Raw genomic sequence first — 18,263 nt, 5'->3', positions numbered from 1 at the left:
GTCTTGACCGCGACAATGGGCGTGGCAGCGCTTTTCTGCCGACCAGGAGCGATATATGACCCTTGCCGATCTGCCCCTCGGCCCGCTGGAGCGCGCCTTTGTCGCCAGCCTGCAACGCCTGGAACCGCAGGCGCCCGAAGCGGTGCTGCTCGCCGCCACGCTGTGCTGTGAGGCGCTGGCGGCCGGCGATGTCTGTCTACCACTGGAACGCCTAGCCGGAAGGCGCCCCTGGCCCGATGTCGATCTCAGCATGCCGGCGCTGCCCGTCTGGCGCGCACAGCTCGAAGCTTCCACGCTGGTCGGGACACCGGACGACTATGCGCCGCTGACCCTGGTCGGCGACCGGCTCTACCTGGCCCGCTACCAGGCCTACGAACAGCAGCTGGCCGAACAGCTGCTGGCCCGCACCGGCGATGCCCCCGAGGTGGACGAAGCACGGCTCGCCGAGAGCCTGGCGCGCTTGTTCGCCTTCAATCAGCAGCGCCCCGACTGGCAGCGCCTGGCCGCCGCGCAGGCAGTTCGGCGGCGCCTGGCGGTGATCTCCGGCGGTCCCGGCACCGGCAAGACCACCACCGTGGTGCGCCTGCTGGCGGCGCTGCTCGAGCAGCCTGGCGGCGAGCGCCTGGCCATCGGCCTCGCCGCACCCACCGGCAAGGCCGCGGCGCGCATGGCCGAGGCGATCCGTAACGCCAAGGCCGAGCTGCCGGTCAGCGATGCGGTGAAGGAGGCCCTGCCGGACGAGGCGCGGACCCTGCACCGCCTGCTCGGCAGCCGCGGCGACAGCCCCCGCGTGCGCCACGACGCGGCCAATCCGCTGGCGCTGGACGTACTGGTGGTGGACGAGGCGTCGATGGTCGACTTGGCGCTGATGGCCAAGCTGGTCGTCGCGCTGCCCCCGAAGGCGCGGCTGATCCTGCTCGGCGACAAGGATCAGCTGGCCGCCGTGGAGGCCGGTGCGGTGTTCGCCGAACTCTGCGAAGGCCGAGGCTTCGATGCCCGGGCGGCAAGCGAGCTGGAGCGCATCACCGGCCAGCCCGTGCCGGTCGAGGCGCCGCGCTCGCGCCTCGGCGATGCGGTGGTGCTGCTCACCCACAGCCACCGCTTCGCCGGCGACAGCGGCATCGGCGAGCTGGCGCGGCGGATCAACGCCGGCGATGCGAAAGGCACCGTCGCGCTGCTGCAGGAAGGTCGTGCGGATCTCGCCTGGAACGCGGCGCCCGGCCCGACCGCCTTGATCGAGCGGCTGGAGCAGGGTTACGGCGGCTACCTGCAGGCCGCGCGGCAGGGCGATCCAGGCGCGGCGTTCGAGGCCTTCAACGGTTTCCGGGCGCTGACTGCGCAACGCGAGGGCCCGTTCGGCGTGACCGGTATCAACGAGGCGCTGGAAACACGCTTCAGGCGTCGCCTCGGCGTGCCGGCCCGCGAGCGCTGGTATCCCGGGCGGGCCGTGATGGTCCGGCAGAACGACTACGCGCTGGGGCTGTTCAACGGCGATATCGGCCTGTGCCTGAAAACCGAGCAGGGCCTGCGAGTGTTCTTCGAGGGTGACGACGGTTACCGCGGCTTCGCGCCGGCACGGCTGCCGAGCCACGACAGCGCCTTCGCCATGACCGTGCACAAGAGCCAGGGCTCGGAATTCACCGAGGTGCTGCTGGCCTTGCCGGATCAGCCGAGCCCGCTGCTGACCCGCGCGCTGTTCTACACCGGCATCACCCGCGCCAAGCGCCGGGTGGAGATCTGGGCGCTGCCGGCGCGGCTGGCCGAAGCGGTCAGCACCCGCGCCGAGCGCGCCGCCGGACTGGCCGAGCGGCTGGTTCTGGCGGGTGCCGTGGCTGATGCCGATGCGGTGCCAGACGCCCCGATCGGTGCGGCGCCAGCCGAGGGCGATCAGCTCAGCCTGTTCTAAAAGCGTGCGCGGCTGCTCGAAGCCGGCACGATCGCGGCTCATCGCCTCCGTTTCGTGAAGCGGTTGTGGGTTTGGCTGGCGCAATTCTGTTCCGATGCGCGTTCGCCGAAAGCCGATACCAGGACTCGCGATGAAAACCTTCTTTCTTCTGCTCTGGGGCGCGCTCAGCCTGACAATCAGTACCGCGGCGCTGCGTGCGCTCTGGCTCGAGCCGTCGCCGGCCAGCGGTTTCGCGCTGCTGCTGGTCGTCTACTACATCGTCTGCTTCTTCCAGCTCATCCGTGCCGCCTATCTGCCGTGGGGGCTGCTGGGTGCCTACCGGCGTGCCGGCTATTGGCTGTGCCTGATCCTGCTGCCGCTGACGCTGATTCCCCTGCATGCCGCCTACGAGATATGGCAGCAGGGCGGCTACGTCGCGGTCGAAGCCTCGCTGCATACTGAGTGGCTGCACCTGCTGCTCGGCTGGTTGCAGGACGCCCTCGGTTACCTCGGGCCGCTGCTGGTGCTGTGCGCTGTGGGCATCGGCCTGGCCCTGATGCTGCTGCGTCTGTTGCGTGGGCAGGTGGCGCGCTGATCAGCCGTTCAGCAGGGTGAGCACCAGCGGCAGGCTAGCCGCGGCCAGCAGTGTCTGCAGGGTGATGATGCCGGCCATCAGGTGGCTGTCGCCGCCGAGCTGGCGGGTCAGCACGTAGGCCGTCGGCGCGGTGGGCAAGGCGAAGAACAGCACCAGGATGGTCGTTTCCATCGCTGGCAGGCCGAGCACGACCGCGACGCCGTAGGCCAGCAGGGGCACGGCGAGCAGACGTACCGCGCAGTTCCAGCCCAGCGCCGGGATTTCCCCGCCCAGTTCCTGCGGCTTGAGCGCCGCGCCGACACAGAGCAGGCCCAGTGGCAGGCTGGCTGCGGCCAGCAGGCCGAGCAGCCGGTCGGTACCACCCGGCAATCCCAGCCCGGACAGATTCACCAGCGCGCCGGTCAGGCAGGCCAGGATCAGCGGATTCTTCGCGATCGGCAGCAGCAGCCCGCGTACGCTGACGCCGCGCTCGGCGGTCAGCGCCCAGACCGACATCACGTTCACTGTCGGTACCATGAGCGCCAGCATCAGTGCTGCCAGGGCCAGGCCTTCCTTGCCGAACAGGCTGCCGACCGCCGCCAGCCCGAGGTAGGTGTTGAAACGCAGCACGCCCTGGGTGATGGCACCGAAGCGGCCAGCGGACCAGCCGCGCAGCCGCTTGGCGATCAGCAGCCCGACCCAGGCCAGACCGAGGCCGAGCATCACCGCGCCGGCCAGTTGCGGCAGGGCGGGGTTGTCCAGCGGCGCGGTGGCCAGGCTGCTGAACAACAGGGCAGGAAACAGGACGAAGTAGTTGATGCGCTCGGCGCCGGGCCAGAACTCCTCGCTGGGAAAGGCCCGCAGACGCAGGAAATAACCAGCAACGATCAGCGCGAAGAGAGGCCAGAGGGCCAGCAGAAGGGTGGTCACGGATACATCCAGCAATGCATGTGGGTCGATCTTCGATGCTGGAAACGTCCAGTGCAAGTCTTGTGTCCAACCAGCCATTCGCCGCTGTCGCTACGCTGGTCGGGCCAGGAACCATCAGTAATGGCTCGGTGATATCATTCATGCCCTGAACCGCGAGCTGCCGATGTCACCCATGATCGACCATCCCTCTGCCGAGGATTTTCGCGATACCCCCTACGGCCGGCAGCTGCACAGCGGGTTTCGTCTCCTGCGCTTCAAGTCCGAGCTGGAACGCGAGTTTCGCCAGTACCTGGATCGGCATGCGCGCACGTCGCAGCGGCTCGCCGCGCTGTTGCTGATCATCGCCGTCTCCGGCTACCTCTATGTCGAGCACCGGCTGTTCAACCTCGCCGACACCGGCTGGCTGGCGACGCTGACGCTGCTGCGCATCCTGCAGATCCTGCCCGGTGTCGTCGTGCTGGTGCTGACGTTCTACAGCCGCACCTTTCGCGCCCAGGCCAACCGCATCTTTCCGGTGCTGCTAGTGCTCATCGGGATCATCGCCGCGCTGATCGACATTCGCTTCGAGGCCCTGGGGACCGAGCTGAACTTCCGCTACGGCGCCGGATTGCTGATCGTCAGCTCGTTCTTCTTCCTCGGCGTGACCTTCTGGTGGGCACTGCTCTGCGCGGTGCTGATCGTGGTGGCCGATGTGCTCATCGCCGGTCTGATTCTCACGCCCGAACAGATGCCCGAGCACTGGATTGCGGTCAGCTACTACCTGCTGCTGCTGATCATCGGTGCCATCAGCCGCTACGTTCACGAGTATTCGCAGCGCGACCAGTTCCTGATGCGCAAGCTGCTGGGCTGGGTGGCCGAGCATGATGCCCTGAGCGGCCTGGCCAATCGGCGCAGTCACGACCTGGCGTTGCGTCAGCGGATCGCCCAGGCGCGCCGGGACCGCCAGCCGCTGAGCCTGCTGTTGCTCGATCTGGATGATTTCAAGGCCTACAACGATACCTTCGGCCATCCGGCCGGCGATGCGCTGATCCGTTCATTCGGCGAGCTGGTGGCAAAGTTCGCCCGACGGCCGTTGGATCAGGCTGCGCGGGTCGGCGGCGAGGAGTTCGCGCTGCTGCTGTACAACTGCGACAACGCGGCGGCGCAACGCATCGCGCGGCAGCTGGTGGCCGCGCTGGCGGCGCTGGAGGTCAGGCATCCGCGCGATCCGGCGTCGCGCGTGGGGGTCAGCATCGGCGTGGCCACGCTGCAGGATGGTCAGCAGGCCGAGCAGCTCTATCACAACGCCGACATGGCGCTGTACCAGGCCAAGACGACCGGCAAGAACCGCTTCGCGGTCGCCCCCGGGCAGGCGCGCCGCGACTAGCTGGCCAACCTCAGCGGCGCGGCGGGACCGAACGCGTGCGGCCGCTGCCGTCGATGGCGACGAAGACGAACACCGCCTCGGTGACCTTGCGCCATTCGCTGGACAGCGGGTCGTCGCTCCAGACTTCCACCAGCATGCGAATCGAGCTGCGCCCGACTTCCAACGTCTGGGTATAGAAGGACAGCTGCGCGCCGACGGCCACCGGCACCATGAAGGCCATGCGATCGATGGACACCGTGGCCACGCGGCCGGCCGCCACGCGGCTGGCCATCGCGGTACCGGCCAGGTCCATCTGCGACACCAGCCAGCCGCCGTAGATATCGCCGAACCCGTTGGTTTCGCGCGGCAATGCGGTGAGCTGCAGGGCCAGGTCGCCCTGGGGAATCGGATCTTCCTGTTCGTATTCTTTCATCGGTCGGACTCGCGGCGCGTTTGTTGTTCTGGCGCGAAATGCCCGCGCTAGCGCGGGCGACGGCGCCGAGTATAGCGGCAGTGCAGACGTACAGCGACCGCGCTGGGTCAATGGGCCGGTTCGTAATCAGATTGTCACACTTGCTTCATAGAGTGTTCACACGGCCTGCAGATACTGGCCCCCGTTCCAACACACTCGAGCACACACCTGCTAGGAGCAAGGTATGAAACTGAATCGTTTGATGGCGGCCCTCACCTTCGTAGCCGCTGGCGTGGGCGCCGCAAGCGCAGTCGCTGCAGTAGACCCGGCACTGCCGAGCTACCAGAAGACCTCTGGCGTTTCCGGCAACCTGTCCAGCGTCGGTTCCGACTCGCTGGCCAACCTGATGACGCTCTGGGCCGAAGAGTTCAAGCGCAGCTACCCGAACGTCAACATTCAGATCCAGGCCGCCGGTTCCTCCACCGCGCCGCCCGCGCTGACCGAAGGCACCGCCAACATGGGCCCGATGAGCCGCCCCATGAAGGACAACGAGATCCAGGCCTTCGAAGAGAAGTACGGCTACAAGCCGACCGCCGTACCGGTGGCCATCGACGCCCTGGCGGTGTTCGTGCACAAGGACAACCCGATCAAGTCCCTGGACATCGAGCAGGTCGACGCCATCTTCTCCAGCACCCGCCTGTGCGGTGGCGAGAAGGACATCAAGACCTGGGGCGACCTGGGCATGACCGGCGAGTGGGCTGCCAAGCCGATCCAGCTGTTCGGCCGCAACTCGGTATCCGGTACCTACGGCTACTTCAAGGAAGAAGCCCTGTGTAAAGGCGACTTCAAGCCCAACGTCAACGAGCAGCCGGGTTCGGCCTCGGTGGTGCAGTCCATCTCCAGCACCCTGAACGCCATCGGTTACTCGGGCATCGGCTACAAGACCTCCAGCGTGCGCGCCGTACCGCTGTCCAAGGGCGGCGAAGCCTTCGAGGCGAGCGAAGAGAACGCCCTGGCCGGAAAATTCCCGCTGGCTCGCTTCTTCTACGTCTACGTCAACAAGGCGCCGAACAAGCCGCTGAGCCCGATCGACGCCGAGTTCCTCAAGCTGGTGCTTTCCAAGCAGGGCCAGGACGTCGTGGTCAAGGACGGCTACATCCCGCTGCCGAAGAAGGTGGTCGACAAGACCATGCAGGAGCTGGGTCTGTAAGACCCGCGTAACGGCCGGCGCCCACTGCGCCGGTCTTGCGCAGATGCCCGCCACGCTGAACGCGCTGGCGGGCATCGTCGCGTCACCTGGCTGTAACTTTTCTGTCACACGGCTTTATTAGATTAGGCGCCCCGAAGGGCCGCTCGGCCCAGGAGCCTGGCATGAACGACATGGACAACATGACCGCGAATTCCGATGTGCAACGGCTGGACTTCAACACGCCGGCACTGCAGCGCAAGCGGCGCATACGCGCGCTGAAAGACCACCTGGCGCGCTGGTACGTGTCCATCGGCGGCCTGGCCGTGCTGGGCGCCATCACCCTGATCTTCTTCTATCTGGCGCAGGTCGTGCTGCCGATGTTCCAGGGCGCCGAGCTGGAGGCCCGCAAGGCTCAGCAGCCGGCGTGGCTGGCCGATGCCGGCAAGCCACTGCTGCTGGCCATCGAAGAGCAGAACCAGGTCGCCCTGCGTCTGGGCGAGGACGGCCAGGCGCGGTTCTTCAGCCTGCGCGACGGTGCGCTGCTGACGAGCAAGCCCCTGCCGCTGCCGGAAGGCAGCCGCATCGTCTCGGTGGGCCAGGACACCCCCGGCACCCGCCGGCTGGTGCTCGGTCTGGACAATGGCCAGGCCCTGGTGCTGGAGCACAACTACAAGGTCACCTACCCGAACAACCAGAAGACCATCACCCCCGAGATCGCCTATCCCTTCGGCGAGGCGCCGCTTGAGCTCGATCCGGAAGGCCGCCCCATCGAGCGCGCCGCCATCAGCCTGAACGGCAAGACCCTGCTGGTCGCCGGCGCCACCGGCAGCGCGCTGCATGCCCAGCGCATCGCCAGCAGCGAGAACCTGCTGACCGGCGAGGTGACCCTCGAGCAGGAGCGCCTGAACCTGCCGCAGCTGGCCGAGCCGATCCGTCAGCTGCTGATCGACCCGCGGCACATGTGGCTTTACGCGATCAGCGGCAAGGCCAGCGCGGATGTCTTCGACCTGCGCCGCAAGCAGCTCAACGGTCGTTACAAGCTGGTCGGCGACGGCAGCGAGATCACCAGCGTCAGCCCGCTGCTGGGCGGCATCTCGCTGATGGTGGGCGACTCCAGGGGCAGCATCGGCCAGTGGTTCATGGTGCGTGCGGCCGATGGCCAGGCCGAACTGAAGAACGTGCGCAACTTCAAGCTGGGCAGCAGCCCGGTCCGCCAGATCCTCCCGGAGGAGCGCCGCAAGGGCTTCCTCGCCCTGGACGACAGCGGCAGTGTCGGCATCTTCCACAGCACCGCACACCGCACGCTGCTCAAGGAGCAGGTCGCCGATGGCGCCGCGCTGGCGGCCATGTCGCCGCGCGCCACACGTCTGCTGCTGGAGTCGGCGCAGGGGCTGCAGCGCTTCGTCATCGACAACCCGCACCCGGAGATTTCCTGGAGCGCACTGTGGGGCAAGGTCTGGTACGAGAGCTATCCGGAGCCCGATTACGTCTGGCAGTCCACCTCCGCCAACAGCGATTTCGAACCCAAGCTGAGCCTCGCGCCGCTGGCCTTCGGCACGCTCAAGGCAGCCTTCTACGCCATGCTGCTGGCGGCCCCGCTGGCCATCTGCGCGGCGTTCTATACCGCCTACTTCATGGCGCCGTCGCTGCGCCGCAAGGTCAAGCCGGTGATCGAGCTGATGGAGGCGCTGCCGACGGTGATTCTCGGCTTCTTCGCCGGCCTGTTCCTCGCGCCGTTCCTGGAGAACCACCTGCCGGGCATCTTCGCCCTGCTGCTGCTGATGCCGGTGGGCATCCTCTTCGCCGCCTGGACCTGGAGCCGCCTGCCGCAAAGCGTGCGCCTGGCGATCCCGGAAGGCTGGGAAGCGGTGCTGCTGATCCCGGTGATCCTGCTGGTGGGCTTCGGCTCGCTGGAGATCAGCGGGCATCTGGAGAACTGGTTCTTCGGCGGTGACATGCGCCTGTGGCTATCCAACGACATGGGTATCCCGTTCGACCAGCGCAACGCCCTGGTGATCGGCCTGGCGATGGGTTTCGCGGTGATCCCGACCATCTATTCGATCGCCGAGGACGCCGTGTTCAGTGTGCCGCGCAGCCTGACGCTGGGCTCGCTGGCCCTGGGCGCGACGCCCTGGCAGACGCTGACCCGCGTGGTGCTGCTGACCGCCAGCCCGGGCATCTTCTCGGCGCTGATGATCGGCATGGGCCGCGCGGTGGGCGAGACGATGATCGTGCTGATGGCCACCGGCAACACGCCGATCATGGAAGCCAACATCTTCGAAGGCATGCGCACGCTGGCCGCCAACGTCGCGGTGGAAATGCCCGAATCCGAGGTGGGTGGCACCCATTACCGCGTGCTGTTCCTCGCCGCGCTCGTCCTGCTGATGTTCACCTTCGTGATGAACACCCTGGCCGAGCTGATTCGCCAGCGCCTGCGCGGCAAGTACGCCAGCCTGTAACCCGATTTCGCCAAAAGGTATCGATCCGTGAAAAAGGATTCGTTGAACAGCTGGGTCAAGAGCGGCACGCCCTGGATCTGGATGAACGCCGGCGCGGTGTCCATCGCCGTGATCATGACCCTGGGGCTGCTGGCGATCATCGCCGTGCGTGGCCTGGCGCATTTCTGGCCGGCCGACGTGATCGTCGCCGACTACAGCATGCCGGGCGCCGAGATGCGCGTGCTGGCCGGCGAGGTGGTGCAGGCCGAGGAAGTGCCACGGGCACGCCTAGCTGCCAGCGGGCTGCCGGTGAACGTCGAGGGCGGCGAGTTCATGACCCGCGAGCTGCTCAAGGTCGGTAACCGCGAGGTGTACGGCGCGGACTTCTCCTGGGTGATCGGCGAATGGCTGAGCAACCAGCGCAAGCCGGCCGAGCTGATGGTGCTGGAGCGTCGCGAGTGGGGCAACTTCTATGGCTATCTGCTCAACGTCAAGGAAGCCGGCCAGCTGGTCGCCGAAGGCGATGCCGCCTGGGGCGAGCTGCAGCGTCGGATCGATCGGGTCGACCAGCTGCATGCGCAGATCTCGCGCATCGAGAAGGTGGAGATCGGCCGCATCAACCATGGCCTCGAACGCCTGCGTCTGAAGACCCGCAAGCTGGAGCTGGACGACCGTCTGGATGCGGCCGCCCAGGCCGATCTGGACGCCGAGCGCGCCCAGTGGGATGCCGAGTACCGGGTGCTGGAAGACAAGCTGGTGGCGCTGCAGCAGCAGTTCAACCGCGACAGCATCACCGTGCGCACCGCCGACGGCCGCGAGCAGGAGATCACCCTCGGCAAGGTGGTGCGGGCGTTCCAGCCCAATGCCATGTCGACCCCGCAGAAGCTGATGTTCTACTTCGCCAAGCTGTGGGAGTTCGTCAGCGACGAGCCGCGTGAGGCGAACACCGAAGGCGGCGTGTTCCCGGCGATCTTCGGCACCGTGCTGATGACCCTGATCATGGCGGTGATCGTCACCCCCTTCGGTGTGATCGCCGCGGTCTACCTGCGCGAATACGCCAAGCAGGGCCTGCTCACCCGGATCATCCGCATCGCGGTGAACAACCTCGCCGGGGTGCCGTCGATCGTCTATGGCGTGTTCGGTCTGGGCTTCTTCGTCTACGTGCTGGGCGGCTCGCTGGATCGGCTGTTCTATCCCGAAGCCGCACCGGCGCCGGTGTTCGGCACGCCTGGCCTGATGTGGGCCTCGCTGACCCTGGCCATCCTTACCCTGCCGGTGGTGATCGTCGCTACCGAGGAAGGCCTGGCGCGCATCCCCCGGATGATCCGTGAAGGCTCTCTGGCTCTCGGCGCGACCAAGTCCGAGACGTTGTGGAAGGTGGTGCTGCCGATGGCCAGCCCGGCGATGATGACCGGCCTGATCCTCGCTGTGGCGCGTGCCGCCGGCGAAGTGGCGCCGCTGATGCTGGTCGGCGTGGTCAAGCTGGCACCGAACCTGCCGCTCAACGGCAACTACCCCTATCTGCATCTGGACCAGAAGATCATGCACCTGGGCTTCCATATTTACGACGTCGGCTTCCAGAGCCCCAACGTCGAGGCGGCGCGGCCGTTGGTCTATGCCACCGCGCTGCTGCTGGTACTGGTGATCGCCACGCTCAACTTCAGCGCGATCTACATCCGCAACCACCTGCGCGAGAAATACAAGGCGCTGGATCATTGATTGGCGCCGCCAGCCGCATCGTGGGCTTCCGAGGGAAGCACCCGGCGCGGATGGCGGCCTGTAGCTTGCAGCCCGAGGCTGCAAACGGAGCGAGCACATGCAAACCACCACCCATTCGATCGACATCTCGGCCCTGGGCCGCGACAAGCGCAGCCTGAGCCTGGCCAACGAGCAGGTCGCCATCGAGGTGCCCGACCTCAGCCTGTTCTACGGCCAGAAGCAGGCGTTGCACAACGTCAGCATGAACATTCCGCGCCAGCGCGTGACCGCCTTCATCGGCCCCTCCGGCTGCGGCAAGTCGACCCTGCTGCGCTGCTTCAACCGCATGAATGACCTGGTTGACGGCTGCCGCATCGAAGGTGCCATCAACCTCGACGGGCAGAACATCTACCAGAAGGGTGTGGACGTGGCCGACCTGCGCCGCCGCGTCGGCATGGTGTTCCAGAAGCCCAACCCGTTCCCCAAGAGCATCTACGAGAACGTGGTCTACGGCCTGCGCATCCAGGGCATCAAGCAGAAGCGGGTACTCGACGAGACCGTCGAGTGGGCGCTCAAGGGTGCGGCGCTGTGGGACGAGGTCAAGGATCGCCTGCACGAATCGGCACTCGGCCTCTCCGGTGGCCAGCAGCAGCGTCTGGTGATCGCCCGTACCATCGCCGTGCAGCCGGAAGTGCTGCTGCTCGACGAACCGAGCTCGGCCCTCGACCCAATCTCTTCGCTGAAGGTCGAGGAGCTGATCTACGAGCTCAAGTCCAAGTACACCATCGTCATCGTCACCCACAACATGCAGCAGGCCGCGCGGGTGTCCGACTACACCGCGTTCATGTACATGGGCAAGCTGATCGAGTACGGCGACACCGATACGCTGTTCACCAACCCGGCCAAGAAGCAGACCGAAGACTACATCACCGGTCGCTACGGCTAGCCGGCCATGGCAAACCGCGCTGCGCGTTGTCGGCGGCGCTTGCCGTACTCGTTTGTACTGTCTGCGCGCCGCCTCCTAGCGCAGCACGCTTTGCCAAGGGCCGGCTCGTCCGGCGAGAGAACCACAGTTTCGCAAGGGCTCGATGATGATCAGCAAAGACAGCCACACCCAACACATTTCCCAGCAGTTCAACGCCGAGCTGGAGGAGGTGCGCAGCCACCTGCTGGCCATGGGCGGGCTGGTGGAGAAGCAGGTCAACGACGCGGTCACCGCGCTGATTCAGGCCGATTCGGGCCTTGCCCAGCAGGTGCGCGAGGTGGACGACCAGATCAACCAGATGGAGCGCAACATCGACGAGGAGTGCGTGCGCATTCTCGCCCGCCGTCAGCCGGCAGCCTCCGACCTGCGTTTGATCATCAGCATTTCCAAGTCGGTGATCGACCTCGAGCGCATCGGTGACGAGGCGACCAAGATCGCCCGCCGCGCCATCCAGCTGTGCGAGGAAGGCGAGTCGCCCAAGGGCTACGTCGAGGTGCGCCATATCGGCGACCAGGTGCGCAAGATGGTGCAGGAGTCGCTGGACGCCTTCGCCCGCTTCGATGCGGACCTCGCGCTGTCGGTGGCGCAGTACGACAAGACCGTCGATCGCGAGTACAAGACCGCCCTGCGCGAGCTGGTCACCTACATGATGGAAGACCCGCGCTCGATCTCCCGCGTGCTCAGCGTGATCTGGGCGTTGCGCTCGCTGGAGCGCATCGGCGACCACGCACGCAACATCGCCGAGCTGGTGATCTACCTGGTGCGCGGCACCGACGTGCGCCACCTCGGCCTGGCACGCATGGCCGAGGAAGTGGAAGACACCAAGGAGCGCTGACAGGCGCGCCGGTAGCGGTGGGCGCCAGCCCACTGTCTGCGGATGCGCGTTGCGCTCAGCTGGCTATCAATGCCTCGCTCAGATAGTCGATCAGCGCACGTGTCTTCGGCGGCAGGTGGTGATTCTGTCGCCATAGCAGCCAGGCCGCGCCCTGGTAGGAGCCGGTGTAGCGCCACTGCGGCAGCACTTCGCGCAGCTGCCCGTCGGCCAGCGCCTGGGCAGCGGTGAAATGCGGCAGGCAGGTGATGCCCAGGCCTGCCAGCGCCACCAGTAACCGGGCCTCGCTGTGGTTGCTGATGTAGCGACCGCGCACCGTCACCGTTTCCTGTTGCTCGCCGCGGCGCAGGTGCCAGCGATTGTCTCCCGCCGTTTCCCCCAGATACAGGCAGCTGTGGCGCAGCAGGTCCTGCGGATGTTGCGGCTCGCCGTGGCGCTGCAGGTAGTCGGGGCTGGCGCAGAGCAGTTGGCGCACCGGCCCGAGCGGCTTGCCGGCCAGGCCTTCGGGTGGGTTGTCGGTGACCTGCACCAGTAGGTCGAAACCGTCCTCGATCAGGTCCGGGCTCTGGTCGCTGATCCGCAGCTGCACATCGACCTCGGGGTAGCGCTGGAGAAAAGCCGGCATCGCCGGTCCGACGACGAACTTGCCATAGGCCTTCGGCACGCTCAGGCGCACCAGCCCGCGCGGGCTGCGCATCAGCCGCTCGCCGATGGCGACGGCGGCGTCGGCCGCATCGAGCATGTCCCGGCAATGCTGGTAGAACTCCGCCCCGGCCTCGTTCAGCCGCAGCTGGCGTGTGGTGCGTTCCAGCAGGCGCAGCGCCAGGGCCTGCTCCAGCCGTGCCACCTGGCGGCTCACCGCCGACGGTGTGCTGCCCAGCAGGCGCGCGGCGCCGGAGAAGCTGCCGGCCTCGACCACCCGCACGAACACGGCCATGTAGGGCAGCAGGGCTGCGCTGTCATTCGTTCCCATGCGGAACAGGTCCTGTGCTGTTTCGCTGGATTATCGACTGCCGCGACAGGCCCGACAATCAGCGCCTGATTGGTGCGGGGATTCGAACATGAAAGGCACGTTGAGACAGGGGCTGTGGCTGGCCGATGGCATGCTGCTGACGGTGGCGCTGATCTGGGGCAGCAGCTATGCGGTGGCCAAGCAGGCGCTGCTGTTCTACCCGGTGCTGGGTTTTCTGGCGATCCGCTTCGGCCTGACCTTTGTCCTGCTGCTGCCGCAACTGCGCGGCGCCGGTCGCCGGGCGCTGCGCCCCGGCCTGCCGCTGGGGCTGGTGATGCTGGCGATCTTTCTCTGCGAGACCTGGGGCGTGATGCTGACCAGCGCCAGCAATGCGGCGTTTCTGATCAGCCTGTGCGTGGTGATCACACCGTTCATGGAATGGCTGCTGCTGCGCCAGCGGCCGCACAACACGCTGTTCCTCGCCTGCGCGCTGTCGCTGGCGGGCGTCTGGCTGCTGACCGGCGGGCCGCAGCTCTCGCTCAATCTCGGCGATGCGCTGATGCTGGCCGCCGCGTTGCTGCGCGCGGTGCTGGTCTGCCTGACCCGACGATTGACGGCCGGCCGGGAAATCCCGGCACTGGCGTTGACTGCGATGCAGAGTGGAGTCGTTGCGGCGGGCTGCATGCTGCTCGGCGTGTCGCTGCCGGGCGGACTGCCGGCACTGCCGGTGGAGCCGGGCTTCTGGTTCGGCACGCTGTATCTGGTGCTGTTCGCCACGCTGTTCGCCATGTTTGCGCAGAACCGCGCGCTGGGGCGCAGCAGCGCAACGCGGGTGTCGCTGCTGATGGGCTCCGAACCGCTGTTCGGCGCGATCATCGCCGGTCTCTGGCTGGGTGAGCGGCTGGGGCCGATGGGCTGGGCGGGTGGGTTGCTGATCATGCTGGCAACGCTGTGCACCCTGGGCATCGGCCGCCAGCCGGCGCCAAGCAGGGCCGGCGATGGTGCGCCGGTCCGTGCCTAGTGTGCAGGCACGGTGAAGCGGCAGGCTGGTCAGCCCTGCCGCAGTTCGGCCTGCAGCTCGTCCAGCGCCGTCTGGCGCTCGCCGTTCTGCAGGCGGGCGCCGGGGTTGAGCGAGGACCACTCGGGATGCGCACGACAGCGTTGCAGGGCTTCGGGCAGCTTGCCCTCGCGCCAGCCCTGATCCTGCGGCGTGGCCAGGCGGATCGCCTCGGTGGCGGCGTGCCCCCGAGTCGCGAGCACGGCCAGCAGTTGACGCTGGCGCAGGGCGAGCAGGCGCAGTACGGCGTCGTCGACGCTCAGCTCGCGCTGCCCCTTGAGCTTGCCGAGCAGGCGATTGCCATAGTGCCGCGCGGTCTGCGCGCCGCCGCCGGCAATGGCGCCGAGCAGCGCCGCGGCGCCGAGGGTGATGCCGCCGACCATCAGGTCGACGCCGGCACCGGCCGCGGCACCTGCGGCCATGCCGCCGCCGATCTTCACGCCCAGCTGCTTGAGGGTCTCGGGGTTGAACAGGTCGTCGCCCCAGCGCCCGTCGAGCAGCGGCAGATCACTGGCCGCTGCATCGTCCTGGCGAAAGGCATACAGGCGCAGCAGCGCCTCGACGCAGCGCTGTTCGCGGCGGCGCACGGCATCGTGCAGTTCACGAATGGCGCCGCGCTCGAGTTCCGGCTGTGCGGCCACGCTGCGTCGGCAGGCGGCGACATCCACCAGCAGTTCGGCGATCAGTCGCTGGCCGCTGGCCAGGCGTGCAGCAGCCTGGGCCTCGTGGTCCTCGATCAGTCGCTGCAGCTTGGGTCGCGCCTGTTCCAGCAGCAGCGCCAGGCTTTCGTACAGCCGGCGCTCACCGTCCACGGGTGGCGCTACGCTGTCGAAGCGCACCAGTGCATGCAGGCCGAGGCGGGCCAGGGCCTGACGCCATTCCTCGTCGCGGTGCCCCGGCTGGGCGACGAAGTTGAGCACCGGCAACAGCGGCTTGCCGCAGCCGGCGAGCACCGCCAGCTCATCCTTGTACTTGGCCAGCACCGGCTCACGGGCGTCGATCACGTAGAGCCCGGCGTCGCTGGCCAGCAACTGACGCAGCACCTTGGCTTCCTGCTCGAAGCGCTGGCGTGCCTCGCTGCCGTCGAGAAAGCGCGCGGTGCGTGCCGGGCCGTCGAGGCGCTCACCGGGGCGCTCTAGCCGTTCGAGGTAGTCGAGCAGGGCGATTGCATCTTCCAGGCCGGGGGTGTCGTAAAGCTCCAGCAGCGGCTCGCCGTCCACCGACAGCCGCGCACCCTCGACGTGGCGGGTGGTGCTCGGCCGGTGCGAGACCTCACCGAAGCCGATGTCGCGAGTCAGGGTGCGCAGCAGGGAGGTCTTGCCGACATTGGTATGGCCGACCACGGCCAGTTTCAGCGCTTCAGTCATGGCCTGTCTCCAGCCAGCGCAGCGGGGCGCAGTTCGAATGCGCTAGCCCCAGGGTATCCAGCGCCTGGTGCCAGTCTTCCAGGCGCGCGCTGTCCAGCGCCTCGCCCGGGGGTGCCTGCAACAGCCAGACGCGAGTCGCCGCCGCGCAGCGCGACAGCTCGCCGATCAGCGCCAGGGTGCCGCGGTCGGGTGAGCGTCGCGGATCACAGGCGACGGCCAGGCGTGCCGGCGGAAAGCGGGTGAGTTGATCGAGCAGCCGTCGGCGCCCCTCGCGGTCGTCGAGGATGCCGGCATCGGCGATACCCTTGGACAGAGCCGGCGGCCACGGGCGGCTGCCGTCCAGCTCGATGGCCACCAGCACGGCGCCAGCGCTGCCATCGAGCTGAGCGCCGGCAGTCGGTGCGTGCAGTTGGGCGGGCGCCGCATCACGGATGCCGAGGCGCTCGCTGGGTGGCTGCAGGCGCTCGCGCAGCAGGCGGTAGGCCGGCAGGTTCAGATCGAGGGTCAGCGCAGCCCGCCCACGGCGCCAGCGCCACAGGCAGAGGCTCGCCAGCAGCAGTCGCGGCAGCAGGCCGTAGACCAGCAGCACGCCGACCAGCCAGCCGGCCCAGCGTTGCCGGGCGCCGTCCAGATCGCCGGCGAGTGCGCCGCTGGCGCGGATCTGCTCGACATCCGGCACGCTGAAGCCGAGCAGGGCCGGTAGCGCGCCGAAGGCCTGGGTCAGGCCGACGAAGGCGTTCTCGCCGAGGATGGTGGTTTCCCAGACGAAGCCGTAGCGGCGGGTCGCCAGCAGGGCGAGGAGGGTGAGCAGGGCGCTGGTCATCGCCAGCAGCCATAGGGCGTGCACGCCTGTTCCCAGCAACCAGCGGCCGAGTCGGCGCTGATGCAGCACGCTCAGCAGGGCTGGGGCCAGCTGCGCGGCGCGGGCATCGCGGGCGAGCTTTTCGCTCAGCCAGAGCCACAGTCGCCCCAGCGCGCCGCTGCTGTCACCGGTCAGCAGCAGGCCGAGCAGCCAACCGAGCAGGGTCAGCAGGTTCAGCCCGAGCAGGCTGCCCAGCGCCCAGAACACGTTGACCGGTCGCTGCCCGTCGCCGAGCGCGGCGAAGGCCAGCCCGGCACCGGTGAAGAGCGCCAGCAGGATCAGCGCAAGCGCGCCCAGGCGGGCGCCCTGACGCCAGTGCCGGAGCGCCTCGATGAGCCCGTCACGGTGCGCCAGCCAGAGCGCGCGGCGCTCGATCAGCGCCGGCAGATCGCCGCCCTGGGTACGGGCCTGGCGGTTGGCCTCGTCGTCGTCCAGCGGCCCGGCATGCTCTTCGCGCAGGCGCACGGCTTCGGTCAGCCAGATTCGGTCGAGCGGAGTGAGATCGGGAGAGGGGCGGACGGTCACGCGGCTTCTCGCTGGCGGGTCGAGCCCTGAGGATAACCGCTGCCGCGCGGAACGGGGAAACGGGGAGCCGTTGCGGCTCCCCGCTGTGGTCGTCAGTCGGCGTTGCGCAGGCGCACGGCGATATCCGGCTGGTCGATGAACAGGCCATCGATGCCGGCATCGAGGAAGGCGCGGATCTCCGCTTCGCTGTCGCCGCGCTCGTGGCGCTTGTCGCTGCTGCGCAGGTTGGCCGGGAGGAAGGCGTTTTCTGCGCGGAAGGTGTACGGATGGACCTTGAGCCCGACCGCATGGGCGGCGGCGACGAAGCCGGTCGGCGTGCCCAGATTGCCGTTGCCGTCACGCGGAATGATGTAGCTCTTCTCCGGGCCGACGCCGGCGGCGTAGCGGGAGATGGCCTTGAGCCCGGCGGGGGTGGCCATCTGCGCGTAGGTCAGCTTGGTCCCGCGCACCTGCTGGTCATACGGCTGGCCGGAGCTGAACAGCTGCACCAGGCGCAGCTGGGTCAGGCGGCTGAGGGTCTTGAGGTTGTCCACCTCGAACGACTGGATATACACCGGCGCGTGGCGCCCGACGTAGCCGTTGCGGGTGAGGATGCGCACCAGCGGCTTCTCCATGGCCAGGCCGAGCTGCTGGAAATGCGTCGGATGCTTGGTTTCCGGGTACAGACCGATGCGCCGGCCCTGGCTGAGCTGCAGTGTTTTCACCAGGTCGATGATCTCCTGCAGGGTCGGGATTTCCAGGCTGCCGTCCATGCGGGCATTGCCCGGGCGGATATCCGGGATGCGCTCGATGGCGCGCAGGGTCTTCAGCTCGGCGAGGGTGAAGTCTTCGCTGAACCAGCCGGTGAGGGTGACGCCGTCGACCTGCTGGGTGCGCTTGCGATCGGCAAACTCGGGGCGCTGGGCGACATCGGTGGTCAGGCCCAGCTCGTTGTCGTGGCGGGCGACGATATGGCCGTCACGGGTCATCACCAGGTCCGGCTCGATGTAGTCGGCGCCCTGGAAAACGGCCAGGGCATAGGCGGCCAGGGTGTGCTCCGGTACATAGCCGCTGGCGCCGCGATGGGCGATCACCAGTGGGGTCGGCTCGCCCCGCGCAGCCTGGTGTTTCGCGGCGTGTTCATCCGGCGCAGCGAAGCCGGCGAGCGGTAGCAACAGGGTGCAGGCGGTGAGCCAGCGGCGAAGGGAAGCGGTGGTCTTGCGGGCCATTTCG

The 18,263-nt window shown here is 67.7% G+C and carries 15 protein-coding genes; 9 read left to right on the top strand and 6 right to left on the bottom strand.

Annotated features, from left to right (window positions below):
- Positions 1–55 precede the first annotated feature (55 nt).
- Positions 56–1,906 carry an exodeoxyribonuclease V subunit alpha gene (gene recD, locus VF716_RS08060; protein ID WP_020305611.1) on the top strand — a complete coding sequence of 617 codons (1,851 nt, stop codon included), beginning with the start codon at positions 56–58 and terminating at the stop codon, positions 1,904–1,906.
- Positions 1,907–2,036: 130 nt separating this feature from the next.
- The gene (locus tag VF716_RS08055) at positions 2,037–2,480 is read left to right on the top strand and encodes a hypothetical protein (RefSeq protein ID WP_013984380.1); all 444 of its coding nucleotides are present in this window, start codon (positions 2,037–2,039) and stop codon (positions 2,478–2,480) included.
- Here the strand turns inward: VF716_RS08055 and VF716_RS08050 are convergent, their stop codons facing one another.
- Positions 2,481–3,389, bottom strand: a complete 909-nt coding sequence (locus VF716_RS08050) for an AEC family transporter (RefSeq protein WP_020305612.1) — start codon at positions 3,387–3,389, stop codon at positions 2,481–2,483.
- 172 nt (positions 3,390–3,561) lie between these two features.
- On the opposite strand from VF716_RS08050, the gene VF716_RS08045 reads away from it, so the two are divergent.
- Positions 3,562–4,755: a GGDEF domain-containing protein gene (locus VF716_RS08045; protein WP_017244135.1), complete on the top strand. Its 1,194-nt coding sequence runs from the start codon at positions 3,562–3,564 to the stop codon at positions 4,753–4,755.
- Positions 4,756–4,765: 10 nt separating this feature from the next.
- Here VF716_RS08045 and VF716_RS08040 read toward each other — a convergent pair whose 3' ends face one another.
- On the bottom strand, positions 4,766–5,167 hold the full coding sequence (locus VF716_RS08040) for an acyl-CoA thioesterase (protein WP_003303235.1): 402 nt from the start codon (positions 5,165–5,167) through the stop codon (positions 4,766–4,768).
- A 223-nt stretch (positions 5,168–5,390) separates the two neighbouring features.
- On the opposite strand from VF716_RS08040, the gene VF716_RS08035 reads away from it, so the two are divergent.
- The 5 genes from VF716_RS08035 to phoU all read left to right on the top strand — a co-directional run bounded on the left by VF716_RS08035 (position 5,391) and on the right by phoU (position 12,291).
- On the top strand, positions 5,391–6,356 hold the full coding sequence (locus VF716_RS08035) for a PstS family phosphate ABC transporter substrate-binding protein (protein WP_011915030.1): 966 nt from the start codon (positions 5,391–5,393) through the stop codon (positions 6,354–6,356).
- A 161-nt stretch (positions 6,357–6,517) separates the two neighbouring features.
- The gene (locus tag VF716_RS08030) at positions 6,518–8,794 is read left to right on the top strand and encodes an ABC transporter permease subunit (protein WP_049325503.1); all 2,277 of its coding nucleotides are present in this window, start codon (positions 6,518–6,520) and stop codon (positions 8,792–8,794) included.
- 27 nt (positions 8,795–8,821) lie between these two features.
- Positions 8,822–10,492 carry a phosphate ABC transporter permease PstA gene (gene pstA / locus VF716_RS08025; protein WP_011915028.1) on the top strand — a complete coding sequence of 557 codons (1,671 nt, stop codon included), beginning with the start codon at positions 8,822–8,824 and terminating at the stop codon, positions 10,490–10,492.
- A 97-nt stretch (positions 10,493–10,589) separates the two neighbouring features.
- Positions 10,590–11,417, top strand: a complete 828-nt coding sequence (pstB, locus tag VF716_RS08020; RefSeq protein ID WP_011915027.1) for a phosphate ABC transporter ATP-binding protein PstB — start codon at positions 10,590–10,592, stop codon at positions 11,415–11,417.
- A 145-nt stretch (positions 11,418–11,562) separates the two neighbouring features.
- Complete coding sequence (gene phoU, locus VF716_RS08015) at positions 11,563–12,291, top strand: phosphate signaling complex protein PhoU (protein WP_125876226.1); 729 nt, start codon at positions 11,563–11,565, stop codon at positions 12,289–12,291.
- Between the two features lie 55 nt (positions 12,292–12,346).
- On the opposite strand, the gene VF716_RS08010 is transcribed toward phoU, so the two are convergent.
- On the bottom strand, positions 12,347–13,261 hold the full coding sequence (locus VF716_RS08010) for a LysR family transcriptional regulator (RefSeq protein ID WP_011915025.1): 915 nt from the start codon (positions 13,259–13,261) through the stop codon (positions 12,347–12,349).
- An 88-nt stretch (positions 13,262–13,349) separates the two neighbouring features.
- Here VF716_RS08010 and VF716_RS08005 point away from each other — a divergent pair, with 88 nt between their 5' ends.
- Complete coding sequence (locus VF716_RS08005) at positions 13,350–14,261, top strand: DMT family transporter (RefSeq protein WP_041755839.1); 912 nt, start codon at positions 13,350–13,352, stop codon at positions 14,259–14,261.
- 29 nt (positions 14,262–14,290) lie between these two features.
- On the opposite strand, the gene VF716_RS08000 is transcribed toward VF716_RS08005, so the two are convergent.
- The 3 genes from VF716_RS08000 to VF716_RS07990 form a co-directional block, all read right to left on the bottom strand.
- A complete protein-coding gene (locus VF716_RS08000; protein ID WP_011915023.1) occupies positions 14,291–15,664 on the bottom strand; it encodes a DUF3482 domain-containing protein in 1,374 nt (457 codons plus the stop codon).
- Positions 15,657–17,051 (bottom strand): DUF2868 domain-containing protein, encoded by a 1,395-nt coding sequence (locus VF716_RS07995; protein WP_011915022.1) that lies wholly within the window; start codon positions 17,049–17,051, stop codon positions 15,657–15,659. The genes VF716_RS08000 and VF716_RS07995 overlap by 8 nt, the downstream gene beginning before the upstream one ends.
- Positions 17,052–17,143: 92 nt before the next feature.
- Complete coding sequence (locus tag VF716_RS07990) at positions 17,144–18,259, bottom strand: glycerophosphodiester phosphodiesterase (protein ID WP_043942285.1); 1,116 nt, start codon at positions 18,257–18,259, stop codon at positions 17,144–17,146.
- Positions 18,260–18,263: the final 4 nt, after the last annotated feature.

It is taken from the genome of Stutzerimonas sp. Brlt_14 (genome assembly GCF_051948915.1).
Lineage (GTDB): Bacteria > Pseudomonadota > Gammaproteobacteria > Pseudomonadales > Pseudomonadaceae > Stutzerimonas > Stutzerimonas stutzeri.
This window is presented reverse-complemented; position numbering and strand designations above follow the sequence as displayed.

Bases quoted from the DNA above. Each gene is read 5' to 3' on its own strand.
- VF716_RS08030 (WP_049325503.1), top strand. From the start codon at position 6,518: ATGAACGACATGGACAACATGACCGCGAATTCCGATGTGCAACGGCTG.
- VF716_RS08055 (WP_013984380.1), top strand. From the start codon at position 2,037: ATGAAAACCTTCTTTCTTCTGCTCTGGGGCGCGCTCAGCCTGACAATC.
- pstB (WP_011915027.1), top strand. From the start codon at position 10,590: ATGCAAACCACCACCCATTCGATCGACATCTCGGCCCTGGGCCGCGAC.
- VF716_RS08010 (WP_011915025.1), bottom strand. From the start codon at position 13,261: ATGGGAACGAATGACAGCGCAGCCCTGCTGCCCTACATGGCCGTGTTC.
- recD (WP_020305611.1), top strand. From the start codon at position 56: ATGACCCTTGCCGATCTGCCCCTCGGCCCGCTGGAGCGCGCCTTTGTC.
- phoU (WP_125876226.1), top strand. From the start codon at position 11,563: ATGATCAGCAAAGACAGCCACACCCAACACATTTCCCAGCAGTTCAAC.
- VF716_RS08005 (WP_041755839.1), top strand. From the start codon at position 13,350: ATGAAAGGCACGTTGAGACAGGGGCTGTGGCTGGCCGATGGCATGCTG.
- VF716_RS07990 (WP_043942285.1), bottom strand. From the start codon at position 18,259: ATGGCCCGCAAGACCACCGCTTCCCTTCGCCGCTGGCTCACCGCCTGC.
- VF716_RS08045 (WP_017244135.1), top strand. From the start codon at position 3,562: ATGATCGACCATCCCTCTGCCGAGGATTTTCGCGATACCCCCTACGGC.
- VF716_RS08000 (WP_011915023.1), bottom strand. From the start codon at position 15,664: ATGACTGAAGCGCTGAAACTGGCCGTGGTCGGCCATACCAATGTCGGC.
- VF716_RS08035 (WP_011915030.1), top strand. From the start codon at position 5,391: ATGAAACTGAATCGTTTGATGGCGGCCCTCACCTTCGTAGCCGCTGGC.
- VF716_RS08040 (WP_003303235.1), bottom strand. From the start codon at position 5,167: ATGAAAGAATACGAACAGGAAGATCCGATTCCCCAGGGCGACCTGGCC.